This window comes from Mesorhizobium sp. B2-3-10, assembly GCF_006442275.1.
GTDB classification, from domain to species: domain Bacteria; phylum Pseudomonadota; class Alphaproteobacteria; order Rhizobiales; family Rhizobiaceae; genus Mesorhizobium; species Mesorhizobium australicum.
Genome location: NZ_VFVT01000006.1, coordinates 139,428 through 164,602, shown reverse-complemented (window position 1 = coordinate 164,602; position 25,175 = coordinate 139,428). Strand labels below are relative to the sequence as shown.

At 62.7% G+C, this 25,175-nt stretch carries 21 protein-coding genes and 1 tRNA gene; 17 read left to right on the top strand and 5 right to left on the bottom strand.

The genetic code is table 11. From position 1 onward, the window contains the following. Positions 1-27: 27 nt before the first annotated feature. Entirely contained in the window at positions 28-279 is a 252-nt protein-coding gene (locus tag FJ943_RS18865) for a hypothetical protein (protein ID WP_140723734.1), read from the bottom strand. A gap of 217 nt (positions 280-496) precedes the next feature. Here FJ943_RS18865 and FJ943_RS18860 point away from each other — a divergent pair. From FJ943_RS18860 to FJ943_RS18825, 8 genes are all read left to right on the top strand, one after another. Next, positions 497-570 (top strand) — tRNA-Cys (locus FJ943_RS18860). A gap of 90 nt (positions 571-660) precedes the next feature. Next, on the top strand, positions 661-1,329 hold the full coding sequence (locus tag FJ943_RS18855) for a protein-L-isoaspartate O-methyltransferase (protein WP_015317516.1): 669 nt from the start codon (positions 661-663) through the stop codon (positions 1,327-1,329). Between the two features lie 180 nt (positions 1,330-1,509). Continuing rightward, on the top strand, positions 1,510-2,895 hold the full coding sequence (locus tag FJ943_RS18850; protein ID WP_015317517.1) for a TolC family outer membrane protein: 1,386 nt from the start codon (positions 1,510-1,512) through the stop codon (positions 2,893-2,895). 253 nt (positions 2,896-3,148) lie between these two features. Then, positions 3,149-3,973 (top strand): PopZ family protein, encoded by an 825-nt coding sequence (locus FJ943_RS18845; RefSeq protein ID WP_140723731.1) that lies wholly within the window; start codon positions 3,149-3,151, stop codon positions 3,971-3,973. A gap of 315 nt (positions 3,974-4,288) precedes the next feature. Further along, a complete protein-coding gene (locus FJ943_RS18840) occupies positions 4,289-7,072 on the top strand; it encodes a valine--tRNA ligase (protein ID WP_140723729.1) in 2,784 nt (927 codons plus the stop codon). Between the two features lie 358 nt (positions 7,073-7,430). After that, positions 7,431-8,654 (top strand): OmpP1/FadL family transporter, encoded by a 1,224-nt coding sequence (locus FJ943_RS18835; protein WP_140723726.1) that lies wholly within the window; start codon positions 7,431-7,433, stop codon positions 8,652-8,654. Between the two features lie 289 nt (positions 8,655-8,943). Beyond that, on the top strand, positions 8,944-10,668 hold the full coding sequence (gene ilvD, locus FJ943_RS18830) for a dihydroxy-acid dehydratase (RefSeq protein ID WP_140616058.1): 1,725 nt from the start codon (positions 8,944-8,946) through the stop codon (positions 10,666-10,668). Then, on the top strand, positions 10,655-11,503 hold the full coding sequence (locus FJ943_RS18825) for a tetratricopeptide repeat protein (RefSeq protein WP_041163432.1): 849 nt from the start codon (positions 10,655-10,657) through the stop codon (positions 11,501-11,503). The genes ilvD and FJ943_RS18825 overlap by 14 nt, the downstream gene beginning before the upstream one ends. 23 nt (positions 11,504-11,526) lie before the next feature. Here FJ943_RS18825 and FJ943_RS18820 read toward each other — a convergent pair whose 3' ends face one another. The 4 genes from FJ943_RS18820 to erpA are packed head-to-tail and all read right to left on the bottom strand — an operon-like array spanning position 11,527 to position 13,447. Further along, positions 11,527-11,844, bottom strand: coding sequence for a hypothetical protein (locus FJ943_RS18820; protein ID WP_015317523.1), 318 nt, complete (start codon positions 11,842-11,844; stop codon positions 11,527-11,529). 50 nt (positions 11,845-11,894) lie between these two features. Continuing rightward, positions 11,895-12,692: an exodeoxyribonuclease III gene (xth, locus tag FJ943_RS18815; RefSeq protein ID WP_015317524.1), complete on the bottom strand. Its 798-nt coding sequence runs from the start codon at positions 12,690-12,692 to the stop codon at positions 11,895-11,897. Positions 12,693-12,699: 7 nt separating this feature from the next. Continuing rightward, positions 12,700-13,092: a VOC family protein gene (locus tag FJ943_RS18810; RefSeq protein WP_140616064.1), complete on the bottom strand. Its 393-nt coding sequence runs from the start codon at positions 13,090-13,092 to the stop codon at positions 12,700-12,702. A gap of 7 nt (positions 13,093-13,099) precedes the next feature. Beyond that, positions 13,100-13,447 carry an iron-sulfur cluster insertion protein ErpA gene (gene erpA, locus FJ943_RS18805; RefSeq protein ID WP_140616066.1) on the bottom strand — a complete coding sequence of 116 codons (348 nt, stop codon included), beginning with the start codon at positions 13,445-13,447 and terminating at the stop codon, positions 13,100-13,102. Positions 13,448-13,523: 76 nt separating this feature from the next. On the opposite strand from erpA, the gene FJ943_RS18800 reads away from it, so the two are divergent. The 9 genes from FJ943_RS18800 to tatC all read left to right on the top strand — a co-directional run bounded on the left by FJ943_RS18800 (position 13,524) and on the right by tatC (position 25,148). Continuing rightward, the gene (locus FJ943_RS18800; RefSeq protein WP_140616068.1) at positions 13,524-14,738 is read left to right on the top strand and encodes a deoxyguanosinetriphosphate triphosphohydrolase; all 1,215 of its coding nucleotides are present in this window, start codon (positions 13,524-13,526) and stop codon (positions 14,736-14,738) included. A 60-nt stretch (positions 14,739-14,798) separates the two neighbouring features. After that, entirely contained in the window at positions 14,799-16,556 is a 1,758-nt protein-coding gene (gene argS, locus FJ943_RS18795) for an arginine--tRNA ligase (RefSeq protein WP_140723723.1), read from the top strand. Positions 16,557-16,659: 103 nt separating this feature from the next. After that, positions 16,660-20,190: an SPOR domain-containing protein gene (locus tag FJ943_RS18790; protein WP_140723720.1), complete on the top strand. Its 3,531-nt coding sequence runs from the start codon at positions 16,660-16,662 to the stop codon at positions 20,188-20,190. 243 nt (positions 20,191-20,433) lie between these two features. Continuing rightward, positions 20,434-21,453, top strand: a complete 1,020-nt coding sequence (nagZ, locus tag FJ943_RS18780; RefSeq protein WP_140716626.1) for a beta-N-acetylhexosaminidase — start codon at positions 20,434-20,436, stop codon at positions 21,451-21,453. 62 nt (positions 21,454-21,515) lie between these two features. Beyond that, positions 21,516-22,316, top strand: coding sequence for a ScpA family protein (locus tag FJ943_RS18775; protein ID WP_140724173.1), 801 nt, complete (start codon positions 21,516-21,518; stop codon positions 22,314-22,316). Next, a complete protein-coding gene (gene scpB / locus FJ943_RS18770) occupies positions 22,313-23,077 on the top strand; it encodes an SMC-Scp complex subunit ScpB (protein WP_140616077.1) in 765 nt (254 codons plus the stop codon). The genes FJ943_RS18775 and scpB overlap by 4 nt, the downstream gene beginning before the upstream one ends. Before the next feature lie 180 nt (positions 23,078-23,257). Next, a complete protein-coding gene (locus FJ943_RS18765) occupies positions 23,258-23,479 on the top strand; it encodes a twin-arginine translocase TatA/TatE family subunit (RefSeq protein WP_015317533.1) in 222 nt (73 codons plus the stop codon). 29 nt (positions 23,480-23,508) lie between these two features. Further along, positions 23,509-24,276, top strand: a complete 768-nt coding sequence (gene tatB, locus FJ943_RS18760) for a Sec-independent protein translocase protein TatB (protein WP_140723714.1) — start codon at positions 23,509-23,511, stop codon at positions 24,274-24,276. Then, on the top strand, positions 24,273-25,148 hold the full coding sequence (tatC, locus tag FJ943_RS18755) for a twin-arginine translocase subunit TatC (RefSeq protein ID WP_023769965.1): 876 nt from the start codon (positions 24,273-24,275) through the stop codon (positions 25,146-25,148). Before tatB ends, tatC begins: the two co-directional genes overlap by 4 nt. Positions 25,149-25,175: the final 27 nt, after the last annotated feature.

Genomic DNA, 25,175 nt, shown 5'->3' with positions numbered 1-25,175 from the left:
TCGCACGGCGGTCGCCTTCAACGAGAATCAATGGTCGCGCTGTTTCTCCGTGCTGGTGCCGGATTCCTCCGAATTCGGTTGCTGGCCTGCCTTCAGATCTTCGCTGATCTCCTTCAGGACGGCTGAAGCCGAGGCCAGGCGCGCCCGGTCGCGGGGTGAAAGCCTGCCGGTGCCTTCTATTCTCAGGCAGTCGATGGCATAGCGCACCAATTCCTCGCATCCCAGCAGCGGCACGCTTTCGGTTTCGTGCGTTTCGTCCTTCGGTTTGGCCAGGGCCATGATGCAGTCCTCCCTGTTTCTCAACGCAAGCCGGTGCGCGGAGTTTCGCTCGATCATTTGCCATGCTTAACGGATTGCCAATGTGAGTGGACGGCTCCGACGGCGATCTAACAGGGCGCGGAGCCGGCGCAAGGAAACCGTTTTGGAATGCGCGTGGCCGCTTGACGGCATTTTCGCCGCAACCTATTGGAACCGGGTGGAACGCCGGGAGCAATGAGGCCTCGTGGCGGAGTGGTTACGCAGAGGACTGCAAATCCTTGCACCCCGGTTCGATTCCGGGCGAGGCCTCCAATACCCGGGCTCCAGCGCGTCAGCGCCGGAGCCTGAAGTTCCGGTCGAAATGAACCGCGATTCTGGCGCGGCAAGCAGATTGGTTGGAGCATGAGCGCTGATTTTTCCGAACTTCGCGTCAAGATGGTCGATGGTCAGGTTCGCACCACCGACGTGACCAGCGCGCCGCTGCTCGACGCGATGCTTTCGGTGCCGCGCGAGGTCTTCGTCGGCGATCGCCAGCGCGATCTGGCCTATATCGACGAGGACATCCGCATCGCCGACAGCGCCGATGGCCCGCGTTACCTGATGGAAGCTTCGCCACTGGCCAAGCTGATGCAACTGGCCGAGATCAACCCGACCGACTCGGCGCTCGATGTCGGTTGCGGCACCGGTTATGCCTCGGCCATCCTGTCGCGCCTGGCGAGATCCGTCGTGGCGCTCGAAAGCGATTCGGCACTGGCGCAAACCGCCGCGTCGACCCTGTCCGGGCTTGGCTGCGGCAATGTGACCGTGGTTCAGGGCGCCCTGGCGCAAGGCCATGCCGCGAAGGCGCCTTACGAGGTCATCTTCATCGGCGGCAGTGTCAGCAAAGTGCCGTCGGCGCTGCTCGACCAGCTCGCCGAAGGCGGCCGCCTGGTGGCGGTCGAGGGCCAGGGCAATTCAGGCGTGGCGCGACTTTTTGTCAAAGCCGGGGGGGTTGTAACCGGGAGAAGGGCGTTTAATGCGGCAATTAAGCCACTACCCGGGTTCGAACGTGAGCATGCTTTCGAATTCTGAATGATTTGCCTTGCAGCAAAGACCTTGTCATGGTCGCTTGCATTTGAACGATCGTTGCTGATCCCAGACTGGGGGCACTTTGGGCTGAGCGACAGGGAACATAAACACGCCACGCCGCCTGCTCTGGAAGGAGAAGCCGGCGCGGCGCGGTTCCCATGGAAAACGAATGAGGGATACACCGTGCCGTCAGTACGCAAGTCACTTTTCACCGCCGTCCTTGTTTCGGCGACCGCGCTATCCCCACTGGCTGCTTCGGCTGAAACCATCACCGGCGCGCTTTCAAAAGCCTATCAGTACAATTCCACGCTGAATGCATCGCGCGCCGGCGTGCGTGTCACCGACGAGAGTGTGGCCATCGCCAAGTCGGGCTGGCGGCCGACGGTTACAGGTTCAGCCAACATCGATTATACGAACACGCGCCGGGCAAATGGCGGCGGCAGTTCGAAACTGACAAGCGGCAGCTACGGCATTCAGATCAATCAATCGCTGTTCGACGGGTTTCAGACGAGGAACAATGTCGCGGCCGCCGAATCCCAGGTCAAGGCGTCGGTGGAAAGCCTGCGCAATACCGAGGAAAACACGCTGTTCAACGCGGCCATGGCCTATATGGACGTGATTCGCGACCGGCAGATCGCGGTGCTGACCGAGCAGAACCTGCAGTTCCTGAGCGAGCAGGCGCGCGCCGCGCGCTCGCGCTTCGAAGTCGGCGAAGGCACGCGCACCGATGTCGCGCAGGCCGATGCCTCACGAGCGTCCGCGGTGGCATCGCTGAGCGCGGCCCGCGCACAGGCGCTGGCCAGCGCTGCGACCTATCACCAGGTCGTCGGCGACGAGCCTGGCAAGCTCAGGCCCGCTTCGCCATTGGGCCGGTTGCTGCCGTCGAGCCTCGACGCGGCGATCGCCGTCGGCTCGGCCGAACACCCGGCCATCCTTGCCACTCAGCATCTGGTCGACGCCGCAGCGTTTTCAGTCAAATCGGCTGAAGGCGCGCTGTTGCCGCAGCTGTCGGCTTCGGCCGGCGTTTCGGAAGATTACCGCAAGTCCATTCCCGACATCACCGGTTCTAACGGCAATTCGACCTCGGCCAATATCGGCGCGACGCTGACCATTCCAATCTATTCCGGCGGCCGGACGTCGGCGGTCGTGCGGCAGAACAAGGAATCGCTGGGGCAAGCACGCATCCAGGTCGACGTTACCCGCGACCAGGTGCGCCAGGCCATCGCCACGGCATGGTCGCAATACACCGCCGCGCAGCAAAGCGTATCCGCCAACAGGCAGGTTATCGACGCCGCACAATTGGCGCTGAACGGCGTCATCGAGGAACGCAATGTCGGCCAGCGCACGACGCTTGACGTGCTGAATGCGCAGGCCACCGTGATTACCGCCAAGATCAACCAGGCCAATTCCGAACACGACGTTGTCGTGGCGAGCTATGCCATCCTTCAGGCGATTGGCCGCCTGTCTGTCGACCGGCTTGCGCTGCAGGTGACGAAGTACAGGCCCGAAGAGCACTACAATGCCGTCAAGGACAAGTGGATCGGCCTGCGTACGCCGGACGGCCGCTAGGCCGTTCGCTCGATCGGCGTTTTCTGGCTAGGATTCGATCGACACCGTTGGACCATCGTTCTCCCTTGGTCGGTGGCTGACGGGACCGTCACACGGCTTTGGCGGATTTGCTCTAATCTGTTGAAATCCCACATGTCCCCAGATTGGGGATTCTCGTGCGGCGATCCGTCGGTTACGCTGTCGCCATGATTCGAATCCGGCTTTTGCCGGAGCGGAAAATCTGCAACGGGTCACAAGGGCGGCGGATGTGACGATGGCAACGGCAAGCAGCGCACAGCGCGAACCTTCCATGGAAGAGATACTGGCTTCCATCAGGAGGATCATCGAAGACAGCGACAATGGCCGCAAGCAGCCCGGCGAGGCCGACGAATTGCAGCAGGACCTGGAGCCGGCACCGAGCGCTGTCGCGGCCGCTGACATCGATGCGTTCCGCGCCGAACTGCATGCCGCTCCCGAGGTCAGGGGGCCGGTCACTGTGGCCGAAAAAATCCAGGCGCAGCCGGCGATTGCGCGCATGGACGCGCCGCCGCGTGCCGATCCGGTTCCGGGCAGGACGCCGATGACCCTGGCCGAGGTCAGCGCCCGGGTTGCCGCCGAGCCTGCCGCCGACGCGCCAGCGGCTCCCGCGGAGGTTGCGACAAGTGAAGCCATCGTCGCCGATTGGCGGCGCGAGATCGCGGCGGTTGGCGAGCAAGCCAAGGCGATGCCGGACCGGGGCGTCCGCAGGCCAGCGGCACAGCCGGAGGTTTCGGCAAGCAAACCAGTGGCGGCGGAACCTACGATCGACCCGGCTCCTTCAATTGATGCTCCAACGGGTACGGGTGAGGCGCGCGCGGCGGCGAACGAAACGCCCGCGGTGCGTCCCGCGATTCTATCCGAACATACCGGCCGCCAGGTCGCGGCCGCCTTCGGCGAACTGTCCGACGCTTTTGCCAGCCGCAGCAAGAAGACATTCGACGAGATGGCCGAAGAAATGCTGCGTCCGATGCTGCAGGATTGGCTGGACAACAATCTGCCGACGCTGGTCGAAAGGCTGGTGCGCGAAGAGATCGAGCGCGTGGCACGCGGAGCGCAATAACGTCCAGGCTAGCATCCCGAGAAACGCCGCCGCCGAGGCGGCGTTTCTCGTTGTGGCTGGATCAGTCACTGGTTGCCGAACTGGCGAAGGCGAGCAGGTTGCCGTCGGAGTCGCTGACAATGAAGGTGCGCGAGCCCCGGGGTCTGGGTCCAGCGATCCATTGGCGTCAAGACGCCCACGGCCCGTCCGTTGAAATGAATAGGCCGACGCCTATCTGCTTGTGATGAGCCCAGCCGTCCCTCGCGGTTGACTTGGCCAAGACCTTCCGATTTACACCGAACCAGCAAAATTCCCGACAGCGCGGACCGTTTTCCCATGCTTGAAAAGACCTACGACGCAAAAACCGTCGAGCCGAAGATCGCCAAGGTGTGGGAGGAAGCCGACGCGTTTCGCGCCGGCGCTGGGGCGGAGGAGGGGGCCGAGGCCTTCACCATCGTCATTCCGCCGCCCAACGTCACCGGCTCGCTGCATATGGGCCATGCGCTCAACAACACGCTGCAGGACATTCTGGTCCGCTTCGAGCGCATGCGCGGCAAGAACGTCTTGTGGCAGCCCGGCATGGATCATGCCGGCATCGCCACGCAGATGGTGGTCGAGCGGCAATTGATGGAGAAGCAGATCCACCGCCGCGATCTCACCCGCGAGGAATTCATCGAGAAAGTGTGGGAGTGGAAGGCCGAATCGGGCGGCGCGATCTTCAACCAGCTGAAACGTCTCGGCGCTTCCGCCGACTGGTCGCGCGAACGCTTCACCATGGATGAAGGCCTGTCCAAGGCCGTGCTCGAAGTCTTCGTCACGCTGTACAAGGAAGGGCTGATCTACAAGGACAAGCGCCTTGTGAACTGGGACCCGAAACTGCTGACCGCGATCTCCGACCTCGAGGTCGAGCAGCAGGAGGTCAACGGCAATCTTTGGCACTTCCGCTATCCGGTCGAAGGCGTTGCGTTCGATCCCGAGAATCCAAAAACCTTCGTCATCGTGGCGACGACTCGTCCCGAGACAATGCTGGGCGACACGGCTGTCGCGGTGAATCCAGAGGACGACCGGTTCCAGCATCTCGTCGGCAGGAATGTCGTCCTGCCGATCGTCGGGCGCAAGATTCCTGTCGTGGCCGACGAGTATTCCGATCCGGAAAAGGGGTCCGGAGCGGTCAAGATCACGCCGGCGCATGATTTCAACGATTTCGAGGTCGGCAAGCGCCACAAGCTGCCGGCGATCAACATCCTGACCGTCGAAGCCGCCATCAAGCTCAGGGATAATGAGGACTTCCTCGCCGGCGTCGAGGTGACGCCGGAGCGCCAGGCCGTGTGGGACGAGCTCGACGGCCTCGACCGTTTCGTTGCGCGCAAGAAGATCGTCGAGCTGATGGAGGCCGGCGGCTTTCTCGACAAGGTCGAGCCGCACCGCCATGCGGTGCCGCATGGCGACCGCGGCGGCGTGCCGATCGAACCGTTCCTGACCGAGCAGTGGTACGCCAACGCGGCGGAACTCGCCAAGCCGGCGATCGCCTCGGTGCGCGAGGGGCGCACCAAAATAATCCCCAACAGCTGGGACAAGACCTACTTCCAGTGGATGGAGAATATCGAACCCTGGTGTATTTCGCGCCAGCTCTGGTGGGGTCACCAGATTCCGGCCTGGTACGGGCCAGATGGGCGTGTCTTCGTCGAGAAGACCGAGGAAGAGGCGCTGAGCGCCGCCATCGAATATTATCTGGCGCTGGAAGGGCCGTGGAAGGCCTGGGTCGAGGACAAGCTCGAGAACTTCAAGCCGGGCGAGATCCTGACCCGCGACGAGGATGTGCTCGACACCTGGTTCTCGTCGGCGCTGTGGCCTTTCTCGACGCTGGGCTGGCCGGAGCAGACGCCGGAGCTGAAGACCTATTATCAGACCGATGTGCTGGTGACCGGCTTCGATCTTATCTTCTTCTGGGTCGCCCGCATGATGATGATGGGCCTCCACTTCATGGGCGAGGAGCCGTTCCACACCGTTTATATGCATGCGCTGGTGCGCGACAAGAACGGCGCCAAGATGTCGAAGTCGAAAGGCAACGTCATCGATCCGCTCGACCTGATCGATGAATATGGCGCCGATGCGCTGCGCTTCACGCTGACGGTGATGGCGGCACAGGGGCGCGACGTGAAGCTCGATCCGGCACGTATCGCCGGCTACCGCAATTTCGGTACCAAGCTGTGGAACGCGACGCGCTTCGCCGAGATGAATGAGGTCGCCCGCAACGACGATTTTTGGCTGAACGACGCCAAGCTGGCGGTCAACCGCTGGATCCTGACCGAACTGACACGCGCCGCGCGCGAGGTCACCGACGGCATCACCTCGTATCGCTTCAACGAGGCGGCTGGAGCCGCCTACCGCTTCGTCTGGAACCTGTTCTGCGACTGGTATCTGGAACTGTTGAAGCCGGTGTTCATGGGCTCGGACGAGGCCGCCAAGGCCGAAAGCCGCGCCTGCGTCGCCTTCGTGCTCGACGAGATCTACAAGCTCCTGCATCCGATGATGCCGTTCATGACCGAGGAGCTCTGGGCGCAGACGGCGGGCGAGGGCAGGGATCGGGGCTCGCTGCTGTGTCATGCCGCATGGCCGTCGCCGGATTTCGAGGACCATGAAGCGGCTGGCGACATCAACTGGCTGGTCGATCTCGTCTCCGGCATCCGCTCGGTGCGCTCGGAGATGAACGTGCCGCCGGCAGCCATTGCGCCGCTGGTGGTGGTCGGCGCCAACGATGTGACGCGCGAGCGGCTGGTTCGCGAGGAGTCGGCGATCAAGCGGCTGGCGCGTGTCGGCGACATCTCGCTTGCCGATGCGGCACCCAAGGGGTCGGCACAGATCGTGCTCAACGAGGCGACGATCTGCCTGCCCCTTGGCAGCCTGATCGACCTCACCGCGGAGGCCGGGCGGCTGCAGAAGGAACTGGTCAAGGTCACCGAGGAAATCGCGCGCCTGCACAAGAAGCTGTCGAATGAGAAATTCGTCGCCAGCGCGCCGGCCGAGATCGTGGAAGGCGAGCGGGAAAAGCTCGCCGAATATCGCGCCGCGCAGGACAAGCTTTCGGTGGCGTTGACCAGGGTTCGTGACGCCGGCTGAGGGATAGATTTGAGGACTTTAGCCCCGTCTAAAATGGGAGTACTTCTGCCTCGAAAGCAGGCATTCCGTTGCGTTAATGTTGACGTAAACGGAAGTTTTAGCCCCATTGTTGCCATAATGTAACAATCGGGCCGAAACCCCCTAAAATGGCTGTTTTTGAGCCTTTTGAGGCGGCTTTTCTTCATTTCGTGGTCGGATAGGCACGCCTAGAGCCGTTTTTCCGCCCCGCGGTGGCCCTCAGCATTTTGTCGGAAATGCGTTTGGCAAGCATGTACATGTACGCCCCAAGAATTCGTTATTGCACCGTTAACCCGAATTGGTTCTAGCTTGATGCACTGGTTATTCGGGGAGGACATCCATGAACAATTCGCGTCTGAAAGCACTGCTGGGAGCAGGATGCTTTTCGCTGGCTTTGGCGGGCTCGGTTATCCATCCGGCGCATGCGGGCGGCCTGGAGCGCGGCGGCTACGACATCGACCTGTTGTTCGATCCGGCGCCGTTCGCGACTGAAGCCGAAGCGACCTATGTGATGCCGGATCGCAAGTACAAGAATGCGACGGGTCCGGGTGGCTTCAATTTTCTCGGTTCGACGGCGGATGGCGCCGAGGGCTATTGGGTACCCCGTATCGGGGCGAAGGTGCAGGTCGTGCAGGGAGTCGACTGCATGGTCGACTATTCACAGCCGTGGGGTGCCCACACAGCGCCTGGTACGTCTTGGAATGGCGCGTTTTCCAACGTCGAAACGGATATCAAGAGCAATAACTACGCTGGTACCTGCTCCTACAAGTTCGATGTCGGCAAGGGCCAACTCCGTTTTATCGGCGGCGTGTTCTACCAGGATATTTCAGGCTTCAAGGAGAGCCTGGTTGGTTTCAATCCAATTGGGCCGTCACCGATTGGCCGCGTCGACCTGGAGGCCAATGGATGGGGCTGGCGAGCCGGCGTTGCATACGAAATCCCCGATATCGCTCTTCGCGCGAGCTTGGTCTACAATTCCCAGGTCAAACTTGACAACATCACCGGCACACTCACGACGCCACTTGGGTCTGAGCCGATTTATGGCTCGACGCAATACATGCCAGACTCGTTGGAGTTGAAACTTCAGTCTGGCATCGCACCCGGCTGGCTTGCCTTCGGCTCGATCAAGTGGGTCAATTGGAGTGTGCTGCAAAGCGTTCCGATCTGCCCGACTCGTTTTGTTCCATCCGCGTCTTGCTTTACCGGTTCCCCGGGTGCAGTCACCTCACTCGACCTGATGTATCGCGACGGCTGGACCGTCACCGGCGGTGTCGGTCACAAGTTTAACGATCAGTGGAGCGCTGCCGGTCAGCTTTCCTGGGATCGTGGCACCTCGCATGGTTACGGCGCGCAGACCGATACTTGGACGCTGGGCGGCGGCGTTGCTTATACGCCTCGGCCTAATATCGAAGTACGTCTGGCGGGTGCGGTTGGCGTCCTGACCAGCGGCCATTCCGGCACGTTGGCTGGAGAAAACGGCTACGTTGCTGGCGAAGACGCCAGCTACGACTTCGGCAACGATCTGGTCACGGCGCTATCGGGTGGAATCAAGATCAAGTTCTAAATCTCTGAAAACTATAATAAAAGGCCGGGCATTGCCCGGCCTTTTCGTTTGAGCCGGGTTTATCGGCGGCGCCGTCATCCAATCTGCGTTGTATATAAGCCGCACTGTGGCCGCCTCGTGCGATTGTGACGTTTTGGCAACACTTCCTGAACAACCCCTGCGCTGGAAGTCAGGTCGAGGAAATTGCCCATTTCCCGCCATAAACCCGGCGCACCTCGATCTTGTCTCGGGACCCGCGCCAAAAGGCTCGGCGATGGGACGGGCCGCACCGCCCGCGGCAAGGAAGAGAATGGACGCCAAGGTCATCTCAAAGGCTAAGCTCCCTAGCCGCCATGTGACTGTCGGTCCGGCGCGTGCGCCGCACCGGTCCTATCTGTATGCCATGGGCCTCTCGGCGGCAGAGATCGCGCAGCCGCTGGTCGGCGTCGCATCCTGCTGGAACGAAGCGGCACCCTGCAATATTTCGCTGATGCGCCAGGCGCAGGTGGTCAAGAAGGGCGTCGCGGCCGCCAACGGCACGCCGCGCGAATTCTGCACCATCACAGTCACCGACGGCATCGCCATGGGCCACCAGGGCATGAAGTCGTCGCTGGTGTCGCGCGAGGTCATCGCCGATTCGGTCGAGCTCACCATGCGCGGCCATTGCTACGATGCGCTGGTCGGGCTCGCCGGCTGCGACAAGTCGCTGCCCGGCATGATGATGGCCATGGTGCGGCTCAACGTGCCGTCGATCTTCATTTATGGCGGTTCGATCCTGCCCGGCAGCTATCGCGGCCGTCAGATCACCGTGCAGGATGTGTTTGAAGCGGTCGGCCAGCATTCGGTCGGCACGATCGGCGATGCCGAGCTGCTCGAAATCGAGCAGGCCGCCTGTCCCTCGGCCGGCTCCTGCGGCGCCCAGTTCACCGCCAACACGATGGCCACGGTCGCCGAGGCGATCGGCCTCGCGCTGCCTTATTCCTGCGGCGCGCCGGCGCCCTACGAAATGCGCGACCGCTTCAATTTCGCTTCCGGCGAAAAAATCATGGAGCTGATCGCCAAAAACATCCGCCCGCGCGACATCGTCACGCTGAAGGCGCTGGAAAACGCGGCGACCGTGGTCTCGGCCACCGGTGGCTCGACCAATGCGGCACTGCACCTGCCGGCGATCGCGCATGAGGCCGGACTGAAATTCGACCTGTTCGACGTGGCGCGCATCTTCGAGAAGACGCCTTACATCGCCGATCTCAAGCCGGGCGGCAAATATGTCGCCAAGGACATGTTCGAGGCTGGCGGCATTCCGCTGCTGATGAAGACGCTGCTCGACCATGGCTATCTGCATGGCGATTGCCTGACGGTCACTGGCCGCACTTTGGCCGAAAATATGGAGCACGTTGCCTGGAATGAACACCAGGATGTGGTCCGCCCGGCCGACAGACCTATTACCCAAACCGGCGGTGTCGTGGGCTTGAAGGGAAACCTTGCCCCCGAAGGCGCGATCGTGAAGGTCGCGGGCATGGCGGAGTTGAAATTCTCCGGCCCGGCGCGCTGCTTCGATTCGGAAGAGGAATGTTTCGAAGCGGTGACGCATCGCAACTACCGGGAAGGCGAGGTTCTGGTCATCCGCTATGAGGGACCGCGCGGCGGTCCTGGCATGCGCGAGATGCTGTCGACGACGGCGGCACTCTACGGCCAGGGCATGGGCGGCAAGGTGGCACTGATCACGGACGGTCGCTTCTCGGGCGCGACACGCGGCTTCTGCATCGGCCATGTCGGGCCGGAAGCTGCGGTTGGTGGTCCGATCGGTCTCGTCAGGGATGGCGACGTGATCACGATCGACGCGGTGAAGGGCACGATCGAGGTGGCGCTGTCCGATAGCGAGCTGGCGGCTCGGGCGAAGACATGGAAGGCGCGTACGACCGACTATCAGTCGGGCGCGATATGGAAATACGCACAGACGGTAGGGTCCGCCCGGGATGGCGCGGTCACCCATCCGGGCGGTGCGAAAGAAACACACTGCTATGCGGATATCTGAGTTGTTGAAGTCAACACCAGAGTTGCTGAGGTCATCTGTCCTTCCGGCACTGGTCGCGGTTGCGATCTTTGGCGCCGTGGGCCAGGCCGTGGCTTTCGACGACAAGGTGTTCGACGACAAGACCGGGGTGAAGCCGCAGTCGAGCCCCTGGGCGGTGTTCCAGTTCGGCTTCTCCGCCTACAAGAACGGCCACAAGGAACAGGCGGCCGAGGCCTATAAATACGCCGCCGAGAACGGCCAGATCGGCGCCACCTGGAAGCTTGCCCGCATGTATGCCGAAGGCGACGGCGTGGCCCGCGACGATTATGAGGCGTTCAAGTTCTTCTCGGAGATCGTAGACCAGGACGTCGAGCCCGGCTCTCCGGAAGAAAGTTACGTCTCCGACGCGCTGGTGGCGCTGGGCGACTATCTGCGCAAGGGCATTCCCGGCAGCCCGGTCAGCGAGAACGAGGTGGCGGCGCAGGAATACTACATGCGCGCCGCCGCCAATTACCGCAATCCGAACGCCCAGTTCGAGATGGGGCAGATGTTCCTGAAGGGTGAAGGCGGCGTGAAGGCCAGCGTCAAGCAGGCCGGGCGCTGGTTCCAGCTCGCCGCCGAGAAGGGCCATGCCGGCGCGCAGGCGACGCTTGGCCATCTGTTGTTCCAGAGCGGCAAGGTCGTGCGCGGCCTGGCGATGATGACAGCGGCCCTCGAGCGTGCTTCCCCGGCCGATCAGCCCTGGATTCGCGGCATGCAGGAAGAGGCCTTCGCCGCTGCCGGCGAAGCCGACCGTCGCACCGCGATCTCACTGGCCGACGATATCCTGACCAAGGGCAGCAACGTCGATCAGTAAGGTTCTTTCGAGGAACCAGAAAATCAGTTTTCGGTTGGTTCGGTCGGCACCATGCTTGGCGCGGGTGTGGAGATCGGCGTGACGTGCAGGTGCGGCGCCATCGTGTTTGCGGGGCAGCTATCGCCGACCTTTGTCCACGATGTGTTGTTGAGCACCATGTCGCAGCGAGCCAAATGACTCTGATCGGCGACCGTCAGGCAGGCGACCTGGCCGACCGGATAGGATTTTCCATTGGCAAGACATTCCTGCGCGGCGAAGGCCGGCACGATCGCGGCCGTGGCGAGTGCCAAGCCGATCGGACAAAGAGCAAATCGAATGGTCATGGGAACCCCGGCCGCCATGATGATCTCCCATCATGCGTCGGAATGTGGCGATATGAGGGTTTCTCTGGTTATCCGGCCGGCTGCAGCGCGAGGTTGATCGCTACCGGGACGTGATCGGACGGTTTTTCCCAGGCGCGCACATGTTTTTCGATCGAAGCCGATGAGAACCGGTTTGCGGCTTCCGGCGACAACAGCAGATGGTCGATGCGGATGCCGTTGTTCTTCTGCCAGGCGCCGGCCTGATAATCCCAGAACGTGTAGGTATCAGGCGCATCGGTGACCGCGCGCACCGCTTCGGTGAAGCCGAGGTTCAGCAGCCGGCGGAAGGCCTGCCGCGTCCGCGGCTGGAACAGCGCGTCGCCCAGCCAGTTCTCCGGAAACCGCGCGTCGATAGGCTCGGGGATGACATTGTAGTCGCCGGCCAGCACCAGCGCCTCTTCCAGCCTCAGGCGCTCCTGCGCCCACCGCTCCAGCCGCGCCATCCACGACAGCTTGTAGGGGAACTTCTTCTCGTCATCGATCGGGTTGCCGTTGGGCAGATAGAGCGAGGCGACACGAAGCGCGCCCTTGTCGGTGGAAAAAACACCCTCGATGAAACGGGCCTGCTCGTCGATGTCGTCGCCCGGCAGGCCCCTGATGACCTCGTCGAACGGAAGCTTCGACAGCAGGGCGACACCGTTGAAGCCCTTCTGGCCATGGGTTTCGACATTATAACCAAGCGCCTCGATCTCGGCGCGCGGGAACTGCTCGTCGACGGTCTTGATCTCCTGCAGGCAGACGATGTCGGGCGCGCTCTCGGTCAGCCAATGGGTCAGGTTGCCGATGCGGGCGCGCACGCCGTTGATGTTCCAGGTGACGATTTTCATGACGGTCTCATTGTTCCTGCGGCGGACGGCGTTCGACCAAACCGATCGTATTGCCTGCCGGGTCCTTTATAAAGGCCATCCATTCGCTTTCCCCCGCCGGGCCGAACTGGCCCTCGGTGTCGCGATGGACGAGCGCCGGCGGCGCGGTGAAGGGGATGCCGGCTGCCTTGGCCTGGGCGTGGAAGGCTTCGAGGCCTGACATGTCGAGATAGAGGGTGCCGGCCGGGATGCCGTCGGTAAACAACAGCCTGACATCGCCGGCCATGATGAAGGCGATGCCGGGCGGATCGTAGCGGGCATGAATGCTCATGCCGAGGACGTCGCGCCAAAAGGCCAGCGTCGCGTCGAGGTCGCGACCGGCGGAGAGCGCAACCTGACGAACCGCGCCAGTTGCGGGCATCTCGGTCCTAAATGGAGAAGCTGGTGCCGCAGCCGCAGGAGGCAACCGCATTCGGGTTCCTGATCTGGAACGACTGTCCCATCAGATCGTCGACGAAATCGATCACCGAGCCACCCATATAGACCAGCGACAGATCGTCGATCAGCACCGTGGCGCCATCCTTCTCGATGGCGACGTCGTCGTCATTGCGTGTGTCGACCAGATCGAATTTGTAGGAAAAGCCGGAGCAGCCGCCACCTTCGACGGACACACGCAGCGCCGTCTTGCCGGCTTCGGCCGAAACAATCCTGGCGATCCGCTTGGCCGCGGCCTCGGTCATATCGACTTTCATGGCAGTCTTGGCATCCGCGCCCATGGGCGTCACCTTGCTTTCGGTTTCACATGATAGGTATGAAGCGCGACGGGGCAAGTCAACTGCGGCAGCATCAGCCATGACAAATGAGCTTGGCGACATCGGTTTTGGCTATCGGCCGCGCGCGGCCTACGCCACGGATCCCGCACGTTCGCGGGGCCGTCTGTTCGACGAGGTGGAAAGTCCGACCCGCACACCGTTCCAGCGTGACCGCGACCGGATCATCCATTCGACGGCGTTTCGGCGGCTCAAGCACAAGACGCAGGTCTTCATCGCGCACGAAGGCGACCACTACCGCACAAGGCTGACCCATTCGATCGAGGTGGCGCAGATCGCACGTGCCCTGGCGCGGGCGCTACGCGGCGACGAGGATCTCGCCGAAGCGGTGGCGCTGGTGCATGATTTCGGCCACACGCCTTTTGGCCACACAGGCGAGGACGCGCTGAACGAAAAGATGGCGGCGTGGGGCGGCTTCGACCACAACGCACAATCGCTGCGCATCGTGACCAGGCTGGAGGCGCGCTACGCTGAATTTGACGGGCTCAATCTGAGCTGGGAAACGCTGGAAGGCCTGGTCAAGCACAATGGTCCGCTCACCGACAGTAGCGGCCAAGGCCTGAAAGGGCCGGTACCGCAGGCGATCCGCGACTACTCGCAACTACAGGATCTCGAGCTCGACCGGTTCGCCGGCATCGAAGCGCAGTGCGCGGCGATTGCCGACGACATTGCCTACAACACGCATGATATCGATGATGGGCTGAGGTCAGGGCTGCTGGCGCTTGACATGCTGAAGGCCGTTTCGCTGCCTGGAACGATCCTGAAAGCTGTGCGCGAGCGCTATCCCAGGCTTGATGACGTGCGCACCGGCCACGAATTGATGCGGCGCCAGATCACGGCCATGGTCGAGGATGTGATCAAGTCGACCACCGCCAATCTGGAGCGGATCAGGCCGCTGAGCGCTGACGCGGTCAGGGCGGCGGGCGAAACGATGGTAACATTTTCGATCGAGATGGCGGAAGCCGAGAAGGAACTGAAGGCCTTCCTCTACAAGCACCTCTACCGGCACGAGGAGGTCATGCGGGTGCGTGCGGACGCCGAGCAGATCGTCCGGGACCTGTTCGACGTCTATTTTGCCGACCCGCGCGCCATGCCGGACGGCTGGCGCGAAGGGCTGGACCGCGCCGAGGATCGCATCAAAGCGCGCAGCGTCGCCGATTTCCTGGCCGGCATGACCGACACCTACGCGCTCAAGGAACACAGGCGTTTGTTTGACCGCACCCCGGATTTGAGCTAGGGCGGGCTCGATTTGCCGGCCAAAGGGCCGGATTCGTCATAAAGCCACCGAGCATACACCATGAACATCTTCGCCGATTTCACCGCGCGAGTCACAAAGGCTGTCGAAGCGCTAGACCTGAAGGACCAGGACGGCGTTTCGCCTGATCTGTCGCGCATCGCCGTCGAGCCGCCGCGCGACGCCAGCCATGGCGATCTCGCGACCAATGCGGCGATGGTGCTGGCCAAGCCAACCGGACAGAACCCGCGCGCGCTGGCCGAGAGATTGGCGGACGCCCTGCGGGCCGACCAGGATGTCGCCGCCGCCGAGGTCGCCGGTCCCGGCTTCGTCAATCTCAGGCTCCAGGACGGTTTCTGGCAGGCGCATCTGTCGGCGCTTTTGGGCGAGGGTCCCAACTACGGCCGCTCGACGATCGGCGCCGGCCGCAAAACCAATGTCGAATATGTCTCGGCCAATCCGACCGGGCCGATGCATGTCGGCCATTGCCGGGGCGCCGTCGTCGGGGATGCGCTCGCCAACCTGATGGCGTTCGCCGGTTACGACGTGACCAAGGAATATGTCATCAACGACGCCGGCTCGCAGATCGACGTGCTAGGGCGCTCGGCGATGTTGCGCTATCGCGAGGCGCTTGGCGACGATGTTGGTGAGATTCCGGCAGGACTTTATCCCGGCGACTATCTGGTCTCCGTCGGCGAGGCTCTAGTCAGGGAGTTTGGCCGTTCCTTGCTGCAGATGCCTGATGACGAGGCATTGGCCATCGTCAAGGATCGCACCATAGATGCGATGATGGTGATGATCCGCGAGGACCTTGCACTGCTCAACGTGCATCACGACGTGTTCTTCTCCGAACGCACGCTGCATGCCGACAATGCCAGGAAGATCCGCTCGGCGATCAACGACCTGACGCTGAAGGGCCATATCTACAAGGGCAAGCTGCCGCCGCCCAAGGGCGAGAAGCCGGACGACTGGGAAGACCGCGAACAGACGCTGTTCCGTTCGACCGCCGTCGGCGACGACATGGATCGGGCGCTGGTCAAGTCCGACGGCTCGTTCACCTATTTCGCGGCCGACGTGGCTTATCTCAAGGACAAGGTCGACCGCGGCTTCGTCGACCTGATCTATGTTCTCGGCGCCGACCATGGCGGCTACGTCAAGCGCCTGGAAGCCCTGGCGCGGGCCATTGCCGGCGACGACGTCAAGCTCACCGTTCTCCTGTGCAATCTCGTCAAGCTGTTTCGCGATGGCGAGCCGGTGCGGATGTCGAAGCGGTCCGGTGACTTCGTGACGCTGCGCGAGGTGGTGGAAGAGGTCGGACGCGATCCGATCCGCTTCATGATGCTTTATCGCAAGAACGATGCGCCGCTCGATTTCGACTTCGCCAAGGTGACCGAACAGTCCAAGGACAATCCGGTGTTTTACGTGCAGTACGCTTCGGCGCGCTGCCATTCGGTGTTCCGGCAGGCGAGCGAACAATTGGGCGAGGCGAATTTCGACCGCAACAGGCTGGCGGCAGCGTCAACGTCGTTGACCGACGAAGGTGAAATCGGCTTGATTAGAAAGCTTGCGGAATATCCGCGCCTGATCGAGTCCGCCGCTCTTGCGCTCGAGCCGCATCGGCTGGCATTTTATCTTTATGATCTGGCTTCCAGTTTCCATGGACACTGGAACCGGGGTACGGATAATCCGGACTTACGTTTTGTTAAGGTTAACGACCGACAATTGACGCATGCCAGACTAGGGCTGGTGCAGGCTGTTTCGGATGTTCTGACGTCCGGCCTGACGTTGATCGGGGCCGCCGCGCCCACCGAAATGCGTTAGGTTTGACTAAAAAACCTGTCACCTTTTGCCCACATTGCGCTGGTAAGGGCCAACCCTGCGCGACGTCCATGGCGTCCGAATGAGTGCGAGTTCGGGAACAATAATGGCAGACAGAACCCAGCTGAGAGTAGCCGACAACAACGACATCGCCGCCGATGATCCGTTCGCGGAGCTGACCAGGATCATGGGATTCGACCCCCGCCAGCCGGTCAAGCCGCAGGCGCCGGCCGAGCCGAAAGCCATGGTCGCCGATCAGGCTGCGGGAGAGGGCGATTTCGACATCGATCTCGAGAAGGAACTTATGGGCGAATTCGACGCTGCCGACAGCGTCGTCGCTCCGCTTGTCGAGGCTCATGAGCCGGCATTCGAGCCGGTGGCAATCGATGTGTCGGATGACGATCTCGCGCTGTCGCTTGATGACGATTTTCACCTGGACATGGCTGAGGTCGATGACCGGACGGTGGCCGCCAGCCATGCCGGCGCCGCGGAAGCTGTGCCCTCCGTCGAGCCTGCCGTCGACATCGATTTCGACAATACCCTGGCCAGCTCGGCCGTGGCCAGCTCGCTCGAAGACGTTTCGGCCCTTGACGACGATCTGCCGATGGAAGACGAGCTTGCCGCTTCCCTCGACCGGGATTTCCATATCGAGGACGACGCCGCCGAGCCCCGGTATGCCGTTGAATCGCCGGTTGCAGAAGTGGCGGCAGCGGCCGAGCCGGCTTCCGATCAAGAATTCGACGATGCCGTTGCGATCTCGCTTGAGGACGAGTTGATGCTCGACGACCATTCGGCGGATCAGCGCCAAGTGGCTGCTGCCGAATATCCAGAGCCGGCGCCGGCCACCGCGGATGAGACCCAGTCGATCTCCGGCGAGGATTTCGTTGGTCAGTTCGACGATGCCATGGCCGATGTCGACGTGGATTTTGACGTTCAGGCCGATGAGCCAGAGGCTTTTGAGGAGCCGCGAGCGCGTGAGTTGCTTGCCGATGTCATCGGCATGAAGGACGAGGTTCCAGGCGGTGAAGCCATTTCGGATGACGCTTTCGACCTGGATTTGGACGAGGCGTTTGCCGAGCCCGCCGAAGAGCCAGCCGCCGAAATTGCCGCGGCTCCCGCGCAGCCGATGGCGGCAGCCATCGCGCCCCCAGTGCAGGCGCCCATCACGGACGAACGAAGCCTCGAAGACGAGTTGAACGCGCTTCTTGGCGCCATGACCGCGCGCACGCTGCCGTCGGCCAGGGAGCCGGCCATGGCTCAGCCGGTCGTGCCCCAGCCGGCCGCCGCGCCTGTTCAGCCGCCACTCGTCTCGACTGCAAAGGCCGCGGAGGAACCTGTCGATCTTGTTGGTGATCTCGACTGGGATCTCGATGAAGCAGCGTCCCAGGATGTGCATCAGTCCGGTTCCGACCAGGCCGCCGACGTTGACCTCGACGACCTGCTGCTCGACGAGCTTCAGGACCATGATTTCGGCTCGGAGACCGCTGAACAGGGCGAGGTCAATTTCGACAATGGCGCCATCGACGCCACCCGGGCCGAGGGCGTTGACCCGCATGAGGAAACAGCTTCCCTGCAGGATCAAGCCGATTCGCTCGATTGGCTGGCGGAACGCTCCGCGCCGTCGGAGCCGGCCCGTTCGTGGAGCCGCGTGACACCGGTTCCCCAACAGCCGGCATTTGCCGCGCAGCCTGCCGCCTCGATGGCGGCCTGGACGGCAGCACCGGAAACGGCCGCCGTGCCGTCCTACCGGCCGGCCGAGCCGGTTGCAGCCGCTCCCTACGTGGCTCCATCGGCACCGCAGGCGCAGCAGTCCTCGCGTTATGAAGAGATGCCCGATGTCGAGACGGTCGATGTGCCGGAGCGCGTCGTGGCGCTGGCCGACGATCTCGACATTCCAGAGTTGCATTTCGAAGACGATGAGCCGGTAGCATCCGGTTATGACGATCTCGACGCCGAATTCGCCAGCCTTCTGACTGAAATGAATTCGGTGGAGGTCGCGCCTGCTTCTGCCACTAGCGCCGCCTATGCGGACGAATCCTACAATGCCGGGTTCAATCCGGGATACGGCGCGGCCAATCCGGGATATGGCGACGCCAATCCGGGATATGACGCGGTCAATCCGGGATATGGCAACGCCAATCCGGGATATGGCAACGCCAATCCGGGATATGGCAACGCCAATCCGGGATATGACGCGGTCAATCCGGGACATGAAGAATCCAGGCCGGCCTATCAGCCGGAAGCGCGGACCTATGCGGCACGGCCGGCGGAAATGCCTGCCCGCGCGGCGGCGGCGGCCTCGACCTATGCCGATGCTGCTGAAGGCTTCGATGATCTGCCCGGCAGCCAGCCGATCTCGCAGGCGGACGATTTCACCGTCGATGAACTCGACTACGATCCCGAACTGGACGAAGCGATGTCGGTTCCGGGTCTCGGCGAGCGGGAAGCCGCCCGGTCGTCCGGCCGGCGCGGCCTCTTCATCGCGGCGATTGTCGGTGCCGTGGCGGTCGCGGGCGGCCTTGGCGCCTTTGCGCTGTCTTTCGGCGGCAAGGGCGGCAGTGAGGCTCCGGTGATCGTCAAGGCCGATAATTCACCGATCAAGATCAAGCCGGAAAATCCGGGTGGCACCGTGGTGCCGAACCAGGACAACAAGGTCTATGACGCGGTGGTCAAGGGCGCGAAGCCGGCCGAGCCGGTCCAGCAGAAGCTCGTCACCAACGCCGAGGAGCCGGTGGACGTGCAGGCGAAGGACCCGGCCCGCGCCGTCGATCTTTCTCCCGACCAGAACGCCGCCGCCGGCACGGATGGCGCAGGCGACGTCTCGACCGCTGGTGCGGCCCCCGCCAACATAGCGGCGCCCACGCCGAAGTCGGAGGATCGCATCGCGCAGGTCCTGCAGGAAGCCGACAAGGGCACCAGCAACGATGTCGTTGCCGTTGCGCCGCGCAAGGTCAGGACCATGGTGGTCAAGTCCGACGGCTCGCTGGTGGCGCGTGAGGATCCGGCACCGGCGACACCCCAGGTCGCCGCGGCGGAGCCGACCGATCCGGCACCACAGCATGTGGCGCCTGCCGCGCTGGCCAATGCCGACCAGACTGGGGCCGACCAGACTGGGGCCGACCAGACTGGCGCCGCCCAGACTGGCGCCGCCCAGACCGGTACCGCCCAGACTGGCACCGACCAGACTGGAACCGTGGCGCCCGCCGCCGCGCAGGCCGACGATGAGCCGGCTCTGAAGCCCGCGGCCAAGCCTGCCAAGGCGCAGTCGGCCAACACGCCGGCCAAGGTTGCGATCGCGCCGCAGCGTCCGTCCGACCAGCCGGTCGACGTGGTCGGCGAGGTCAAGCCAGATCAGGTCGCTTCCATCGATCCCGCCTCGACCGCGACCGGCAGCGGTTCGTGGTCGATGCAGATCGCTTCTCAGCCGACGGTAGAGAGTGCCCAGTCGACCTACCAGGACCTGCAGCGCCGCTACGGCAGCGTGCTCTCCGGCCGCACGGCCAACATCGTCAAGGCCGAGATCGCCGGCAAGGGCACGTTCTACCGCGTGCGCGTTCCGGCTCAGTCGCGCAACGATGCGATCAATTTGTGCACCAGCTACAAGACCGCGGGCGGCAACTGCTTCGTATCGCGCTAGAGCCGGATGATTTCAGGTCGAGTCGACCTGAAATCTGAATCCGTCTCTAAATCAAGAGATAGAGCATGTCGTCCGAAAACCGTTTCACACTTTTCGGCATCATGCTCTAGACGTCGATCCAATCTCTCAAAGTCGGCGCGGCCCAAGACCGCGCCGACTTTTTCATGGGGGAAGCATGTTTTGCAGCCGGCCACGCGGTCAGGGATGATTCCCTTTGACCGCGCGAAGCCCTAGACTCCTGAAATGACCGAATCAAAATCCATGATCCTCGGCTGTGCCGGGAAAACGCTCACCCGCGAAGAAATCCGTTTCTATCGCAATGAATGCCCGTGGGCCTTCATCCTGTTCGCCCGCAACATCGGCGAGGCCGAGCAGATCCGCGATCTCGTCGCCGAGATGCGCGATTGTATCGGGCGCCCGGACGCGCTGGTGTTCATCGACCAGGAAGGCGGCAGGGTGCAGCGCCTGCGACCGCCGCTGGCGCCGAACTATCCGGCCGGTGGCGCGCTGGGGGCGCTTTGGCGCGACGATCACGACGCTGGCGTGCGCGCCGCCTGGCTGATGGCGCGGCTGCATGCCTTCGACCTCCTGCGCTATGGTATATCGGCGGATTGCCTGCCGGTGCTCGACGTCCCGATCGAAGGGGCCAGCGATGTCATCGGCGCGCGCGCCTATGGCAAGGATCCGCGTCCGGTCATCGAACTCGGCCGCGCCGCGGCCGAAGGCCTGATGGCGGGCGGCGTGTTGCCCGTGATGAAGCATGTTCCGGGGCACGGCCGGGCGTTTGCCGACACGCATTTCGAGCTGCCTGTCGTCGACGCCTCGCTCAGCGATCTGCAACGGCACGACTTCGCCCCGTTCCGCGAACTCAACCATCTGCCGATGGCCATGACCGCGCATGTCGTCTACAGCGCCATCGATCCCAAGAACCCGGCGACGACATCCGGCAAGGTCATCGACGAGATCATCCGCCGCGAGATCGGTTTTGACGGGCTCTTGATGAGCGACGACACCTCGATGAAGGCACTTTCTGGGGATTTCCCGACAAAGGCCGCCTCGATCCTTGCGGCCGGCTGTGATCTGGTCCTTCACTGCAACGGCGTTTTCGAGGAGATGGCGGGGATCGCATCGCGCACCAAAGGGCTTGAAGGCAAGTCGCTGGAGCGCGCCAAGCGGGCAATGACCTATATAAAGAAAAGCGACACGGTAGAAGAAACCGAGATACGCGCTGAATTCGCCACCTATTTCGACGCGGTGGCATAGCCAAGGGAAGTGACAGGGCAGTGGCGGAAGCATTGGAAAGCAAGGCTCCGAAGGCCGCACCGATGGACCGCCTGTGGGCCGAGAATGACGATTCACGCGTCACCGGCGATCCGTCGCTGGTCGTTGACGTGGCCGGCTTCGAAGGCCCGCTCGACCTTCTCCTGCATCTTGCCCGTAACCAGAAGGTCGATCTGGCGCGCATTTCGATCTTGGCACTGGTCGAGCAATATCTGACCTTTGTCGAGACGGCGAGGGCGCTGCGGCTCGAACTTGCCGCCGACTATCTGGTGATGGCGGCTTGGCTGGCCTTCCTCAAGTCGAAGCTGCTGATTCCCAAGCAGCCGGGCGAGGAGGGCGAAAGCGGTGAGGAACTGGCGGCGGTGCTGCAGTTCCGGCTGAAGCGGCTCGAAGCCATGCGCGACGCGTCTGCGCGTCTGGTCAACCGCAACCGGCTCGGTCGCGACGTGTTCGCGCGCGGCATGCCGGAAATGGTGATCATCGAGAAGCGCAACGCCTATTCGGCGTCGCTCTACGACTTGCTGACGGCCTATGCCCAGCAGCGGCAGAAGCAGGCGATCAACAACGTGACGATCGCCAGGCGCGGTGTCTGGTCGCTCAAGGACGCGCGCGACATCCTGACCCGCCTTGTCGGGGCTGTAAGCGACTGGACGACACTGGAAAGTTTCCTGATCGTGTACATGACAAGCCCCGAGGAAAGGCGCACGGCGATCGCCAGTTCCTTCGCGGCAACATTGGAACTGGTGCGCGACGGCACGATGGACGTGCGGCAGGATCAGACATTTGCCCCGATCTATTTGCGCGGCCGCACGCAAGCAATCAAGGCAGTCGAGGTGGCATCATGAGCGAACGCGCCAACGCTTCGGTTATCCCGTTCAAGGTCGAGGACGAGCCTGGGCAGGAGTTGTTCTCCGAGGATGTGGCCGAGCAGGTGCAGAACCCGGCCGAGCGTCTGCATATGGCGGAAGCCGTGCGCATGGCGGAGGCGATCGTGTTCGCCAGCGCCGAACCCGTCAGCGAAAAGCAGCTTGCCGCACGCCTTCCCGATGGCATCAATGTCGCGCTAGCCATGAGGGAGCTGCAGCAGATCTACGCCCGGCGCGGCGTCAATCTGGTGCGGGTTGGCGATGCCTGGGCCTTCCGAACCGCTGGCGACCTGGCTTTCCTGATGAGCCGCGATACGGTGCAGCAGCGCAAGCTGTCACGGGCGGCGCTCGAGGTGCTGGCGATCATAGCCTACCACCAGCCGGTGACGCGCGCCGAGATCGAGGACATCAGAGGTGTCGAAACCTCGAAGGGCACGCTCGACACGCTGCTCGAAACGGAATGGGTGCGCATGCGCGGCCGCCGCAAAACGCCCGGCCGCCCCGTTACCTATGGCACCACCGAAACCTTCCTTGACCATTTCGCACTCGAGGAAATCCGTGATCTTCCAGGCATGGAGGAACTGAAGGGCGCCGGCCTGCTATCGGGCCGCATGCCGTCGAATTTCTCCATCCCGCAACCGCCGGCCGATCCCGACGCGCTGACCGAGGACGAGGATCCGCTGACCGACATCGACCTCGAGGAGCTCGGTCTGCTGACGCCGCGCGTCACGGAAGATTGACCACGAGCGCCTTTCAAAAGCTGCTTTGCGGCTTTACATGCGCCGTTTGGTAGCGGGCCGCATCGCCGAAAATGCGTGACATCCGTCGGCCTTTCATAAACTCTGTCGCGGTTGTGTTTGAATCCCAAAGCGAAAACGCATAGATCATCGCCAGGGAAAACATTCGAGAGAGATTTGGTTATGGGTTCATTTTCGATTTGGCACTGGATGATCGTGCTGGTGATCGTGCTGCTGGTGTTCGGCCGCGGCAAGATTCCCGAGCTGATGGGTGACATGGCCAAGGGCATCAAGAGCTTCAAGAAGGGCATGGCCGACGACGACGTTGCCGACGACAAGCGCACCGTCGAACACCGTGCCGATGAGACCGTTTCGGCCGCGAAGGAAAAGGCCAGCAAGAGCTGAGCCAAAAGTTCTAGTCGGAACAGATTGCCATGTTTGAAGTCGGCTGGACCGAAATGCTGGTGATCGCGATCGTCATGATCGTGGTCGTCGGGCCTAAGGATTTGCCCAACATGCTGCGCACATTCGGCCGCACGACGGCGAAGCTGCGCGCCATGGCCGCCGATTTCCAGAAGCAATTCAACGAGGCCTTGAAGGAAGCCGAGCTCGACGACGTCAAGAAGTCGGTCGACGAACTCCGGGGTCTCAGCCCAGTCGCCGAGATCAAGAAGCAGCTCAATCCGTTCGAGCAGGCGGCAGCCGATGTGCGCGCCGGCGTCGACGCGGCGATGAAGCCGAAGCCGGCCGCCGATCCATCGGCCCCTGCAGCGGCGACGCCCCAGGCGGCCGAGCCGTTGAAAAACGGTGCAACGACCATGCCTGGCGTCAATGGCCCGGAAGTTACGACCCCAGCATCGATGTTCCCGGCGATGACCGATGAATCGGTGGTGGCGGCTTTCACGGAACCGAAGGCATCCAGGAAAACCGCCAAGGCGGTGCCGGCTTCAAAAGCGCCATCCATTAAGGTGGTGGCGGCAAAAGCCTCACCCGCGGGGGCCGCAAAAACCGCACCCACGCCCAAGGCGTCGACAAAGGCCACGACAGCGGCAGTTCCTGAAACCGCGGCTGTGACGAAGCCTGCCGTCGCCAAGGCGCCTGCAGCCAAGGCGCCTGCTGCCAAGGCGCCTGCGAAAACCGAACCGAAACCTGCTGGGGCCAAGAAGCCGGTAGCCAAAAAGACGGCTGGAGCCGCCAAGTGAGCGTTTCGGACAAGGAAAAGGACGAGATCGAAAAATCGTCGGCGCCTCTGATGGAGCATCTGATCGAGCTGCGCAGGCGGTTGATCTGGTCTCTCGGTGGCTTCTTCGTTGCCTTCCTGGTTTGCTTCTTCTTTGCCAAGAGGCTGTTCAACCTTCTGGTTGTCCCCTTCAAATGGGCGACGAAATGGGCAGGGCTGGACCCGCACAAGGTCGAGCTGATCTATACCGCGCCGCAGGAATTCTTCTTCACGCAGGTCAAGCTCGCCATGTTCGGCGGCATGGTCATCGCCTTTCCGCTGATCGCCACGCAGATCTACAAATTCATTGCGCCCGGGCTCTACAAGAACGAGCGCAATGCCTTCCTGCCGTTCCTGATCGCATCGCCCATCCTGTTCCTGATGGGCGCCTCGCTGGTCTATTTCTTCTTCACGCCGATGGTGATGTGGTTCTTCCTCGCCATGCAGCAGGTCGGCACCGACGACCAGGTACAGATTTCGCTGCTGCCGAAAGTGTCGGAATATCTCAGCCTGATCATGACGCTGATCTTCTCCTTCGGTCTGGTGTTCCAGCTGCCGGTGGTAACCAGCCTGATGACGCGCGTCGGCATGCTGTCGTCCAAGGCGCTGGCCGAAAAACGCAAATGGGCGATCGTCATCGCCTTCATCGTTGCCGCGGTGCTGACACCTCCGGATCCGATGAGCCAGATCGGCTTGGCCATTCCGACCATCCTTCTCTACGAGGTTTCCATCTGGGCCGCGCGGTGGATCGAGCGCGACCAGGAGAAACAGCGGCTTGCGCGCGAGAAGCAGGAAGCCGGCGAGACCGTGGCCGACAAGGCGCCGGACGAGCCGCCAGCGCCGGCGGCCTCGTAGGGCATCGGCGGCGGCGGAAAACGACAA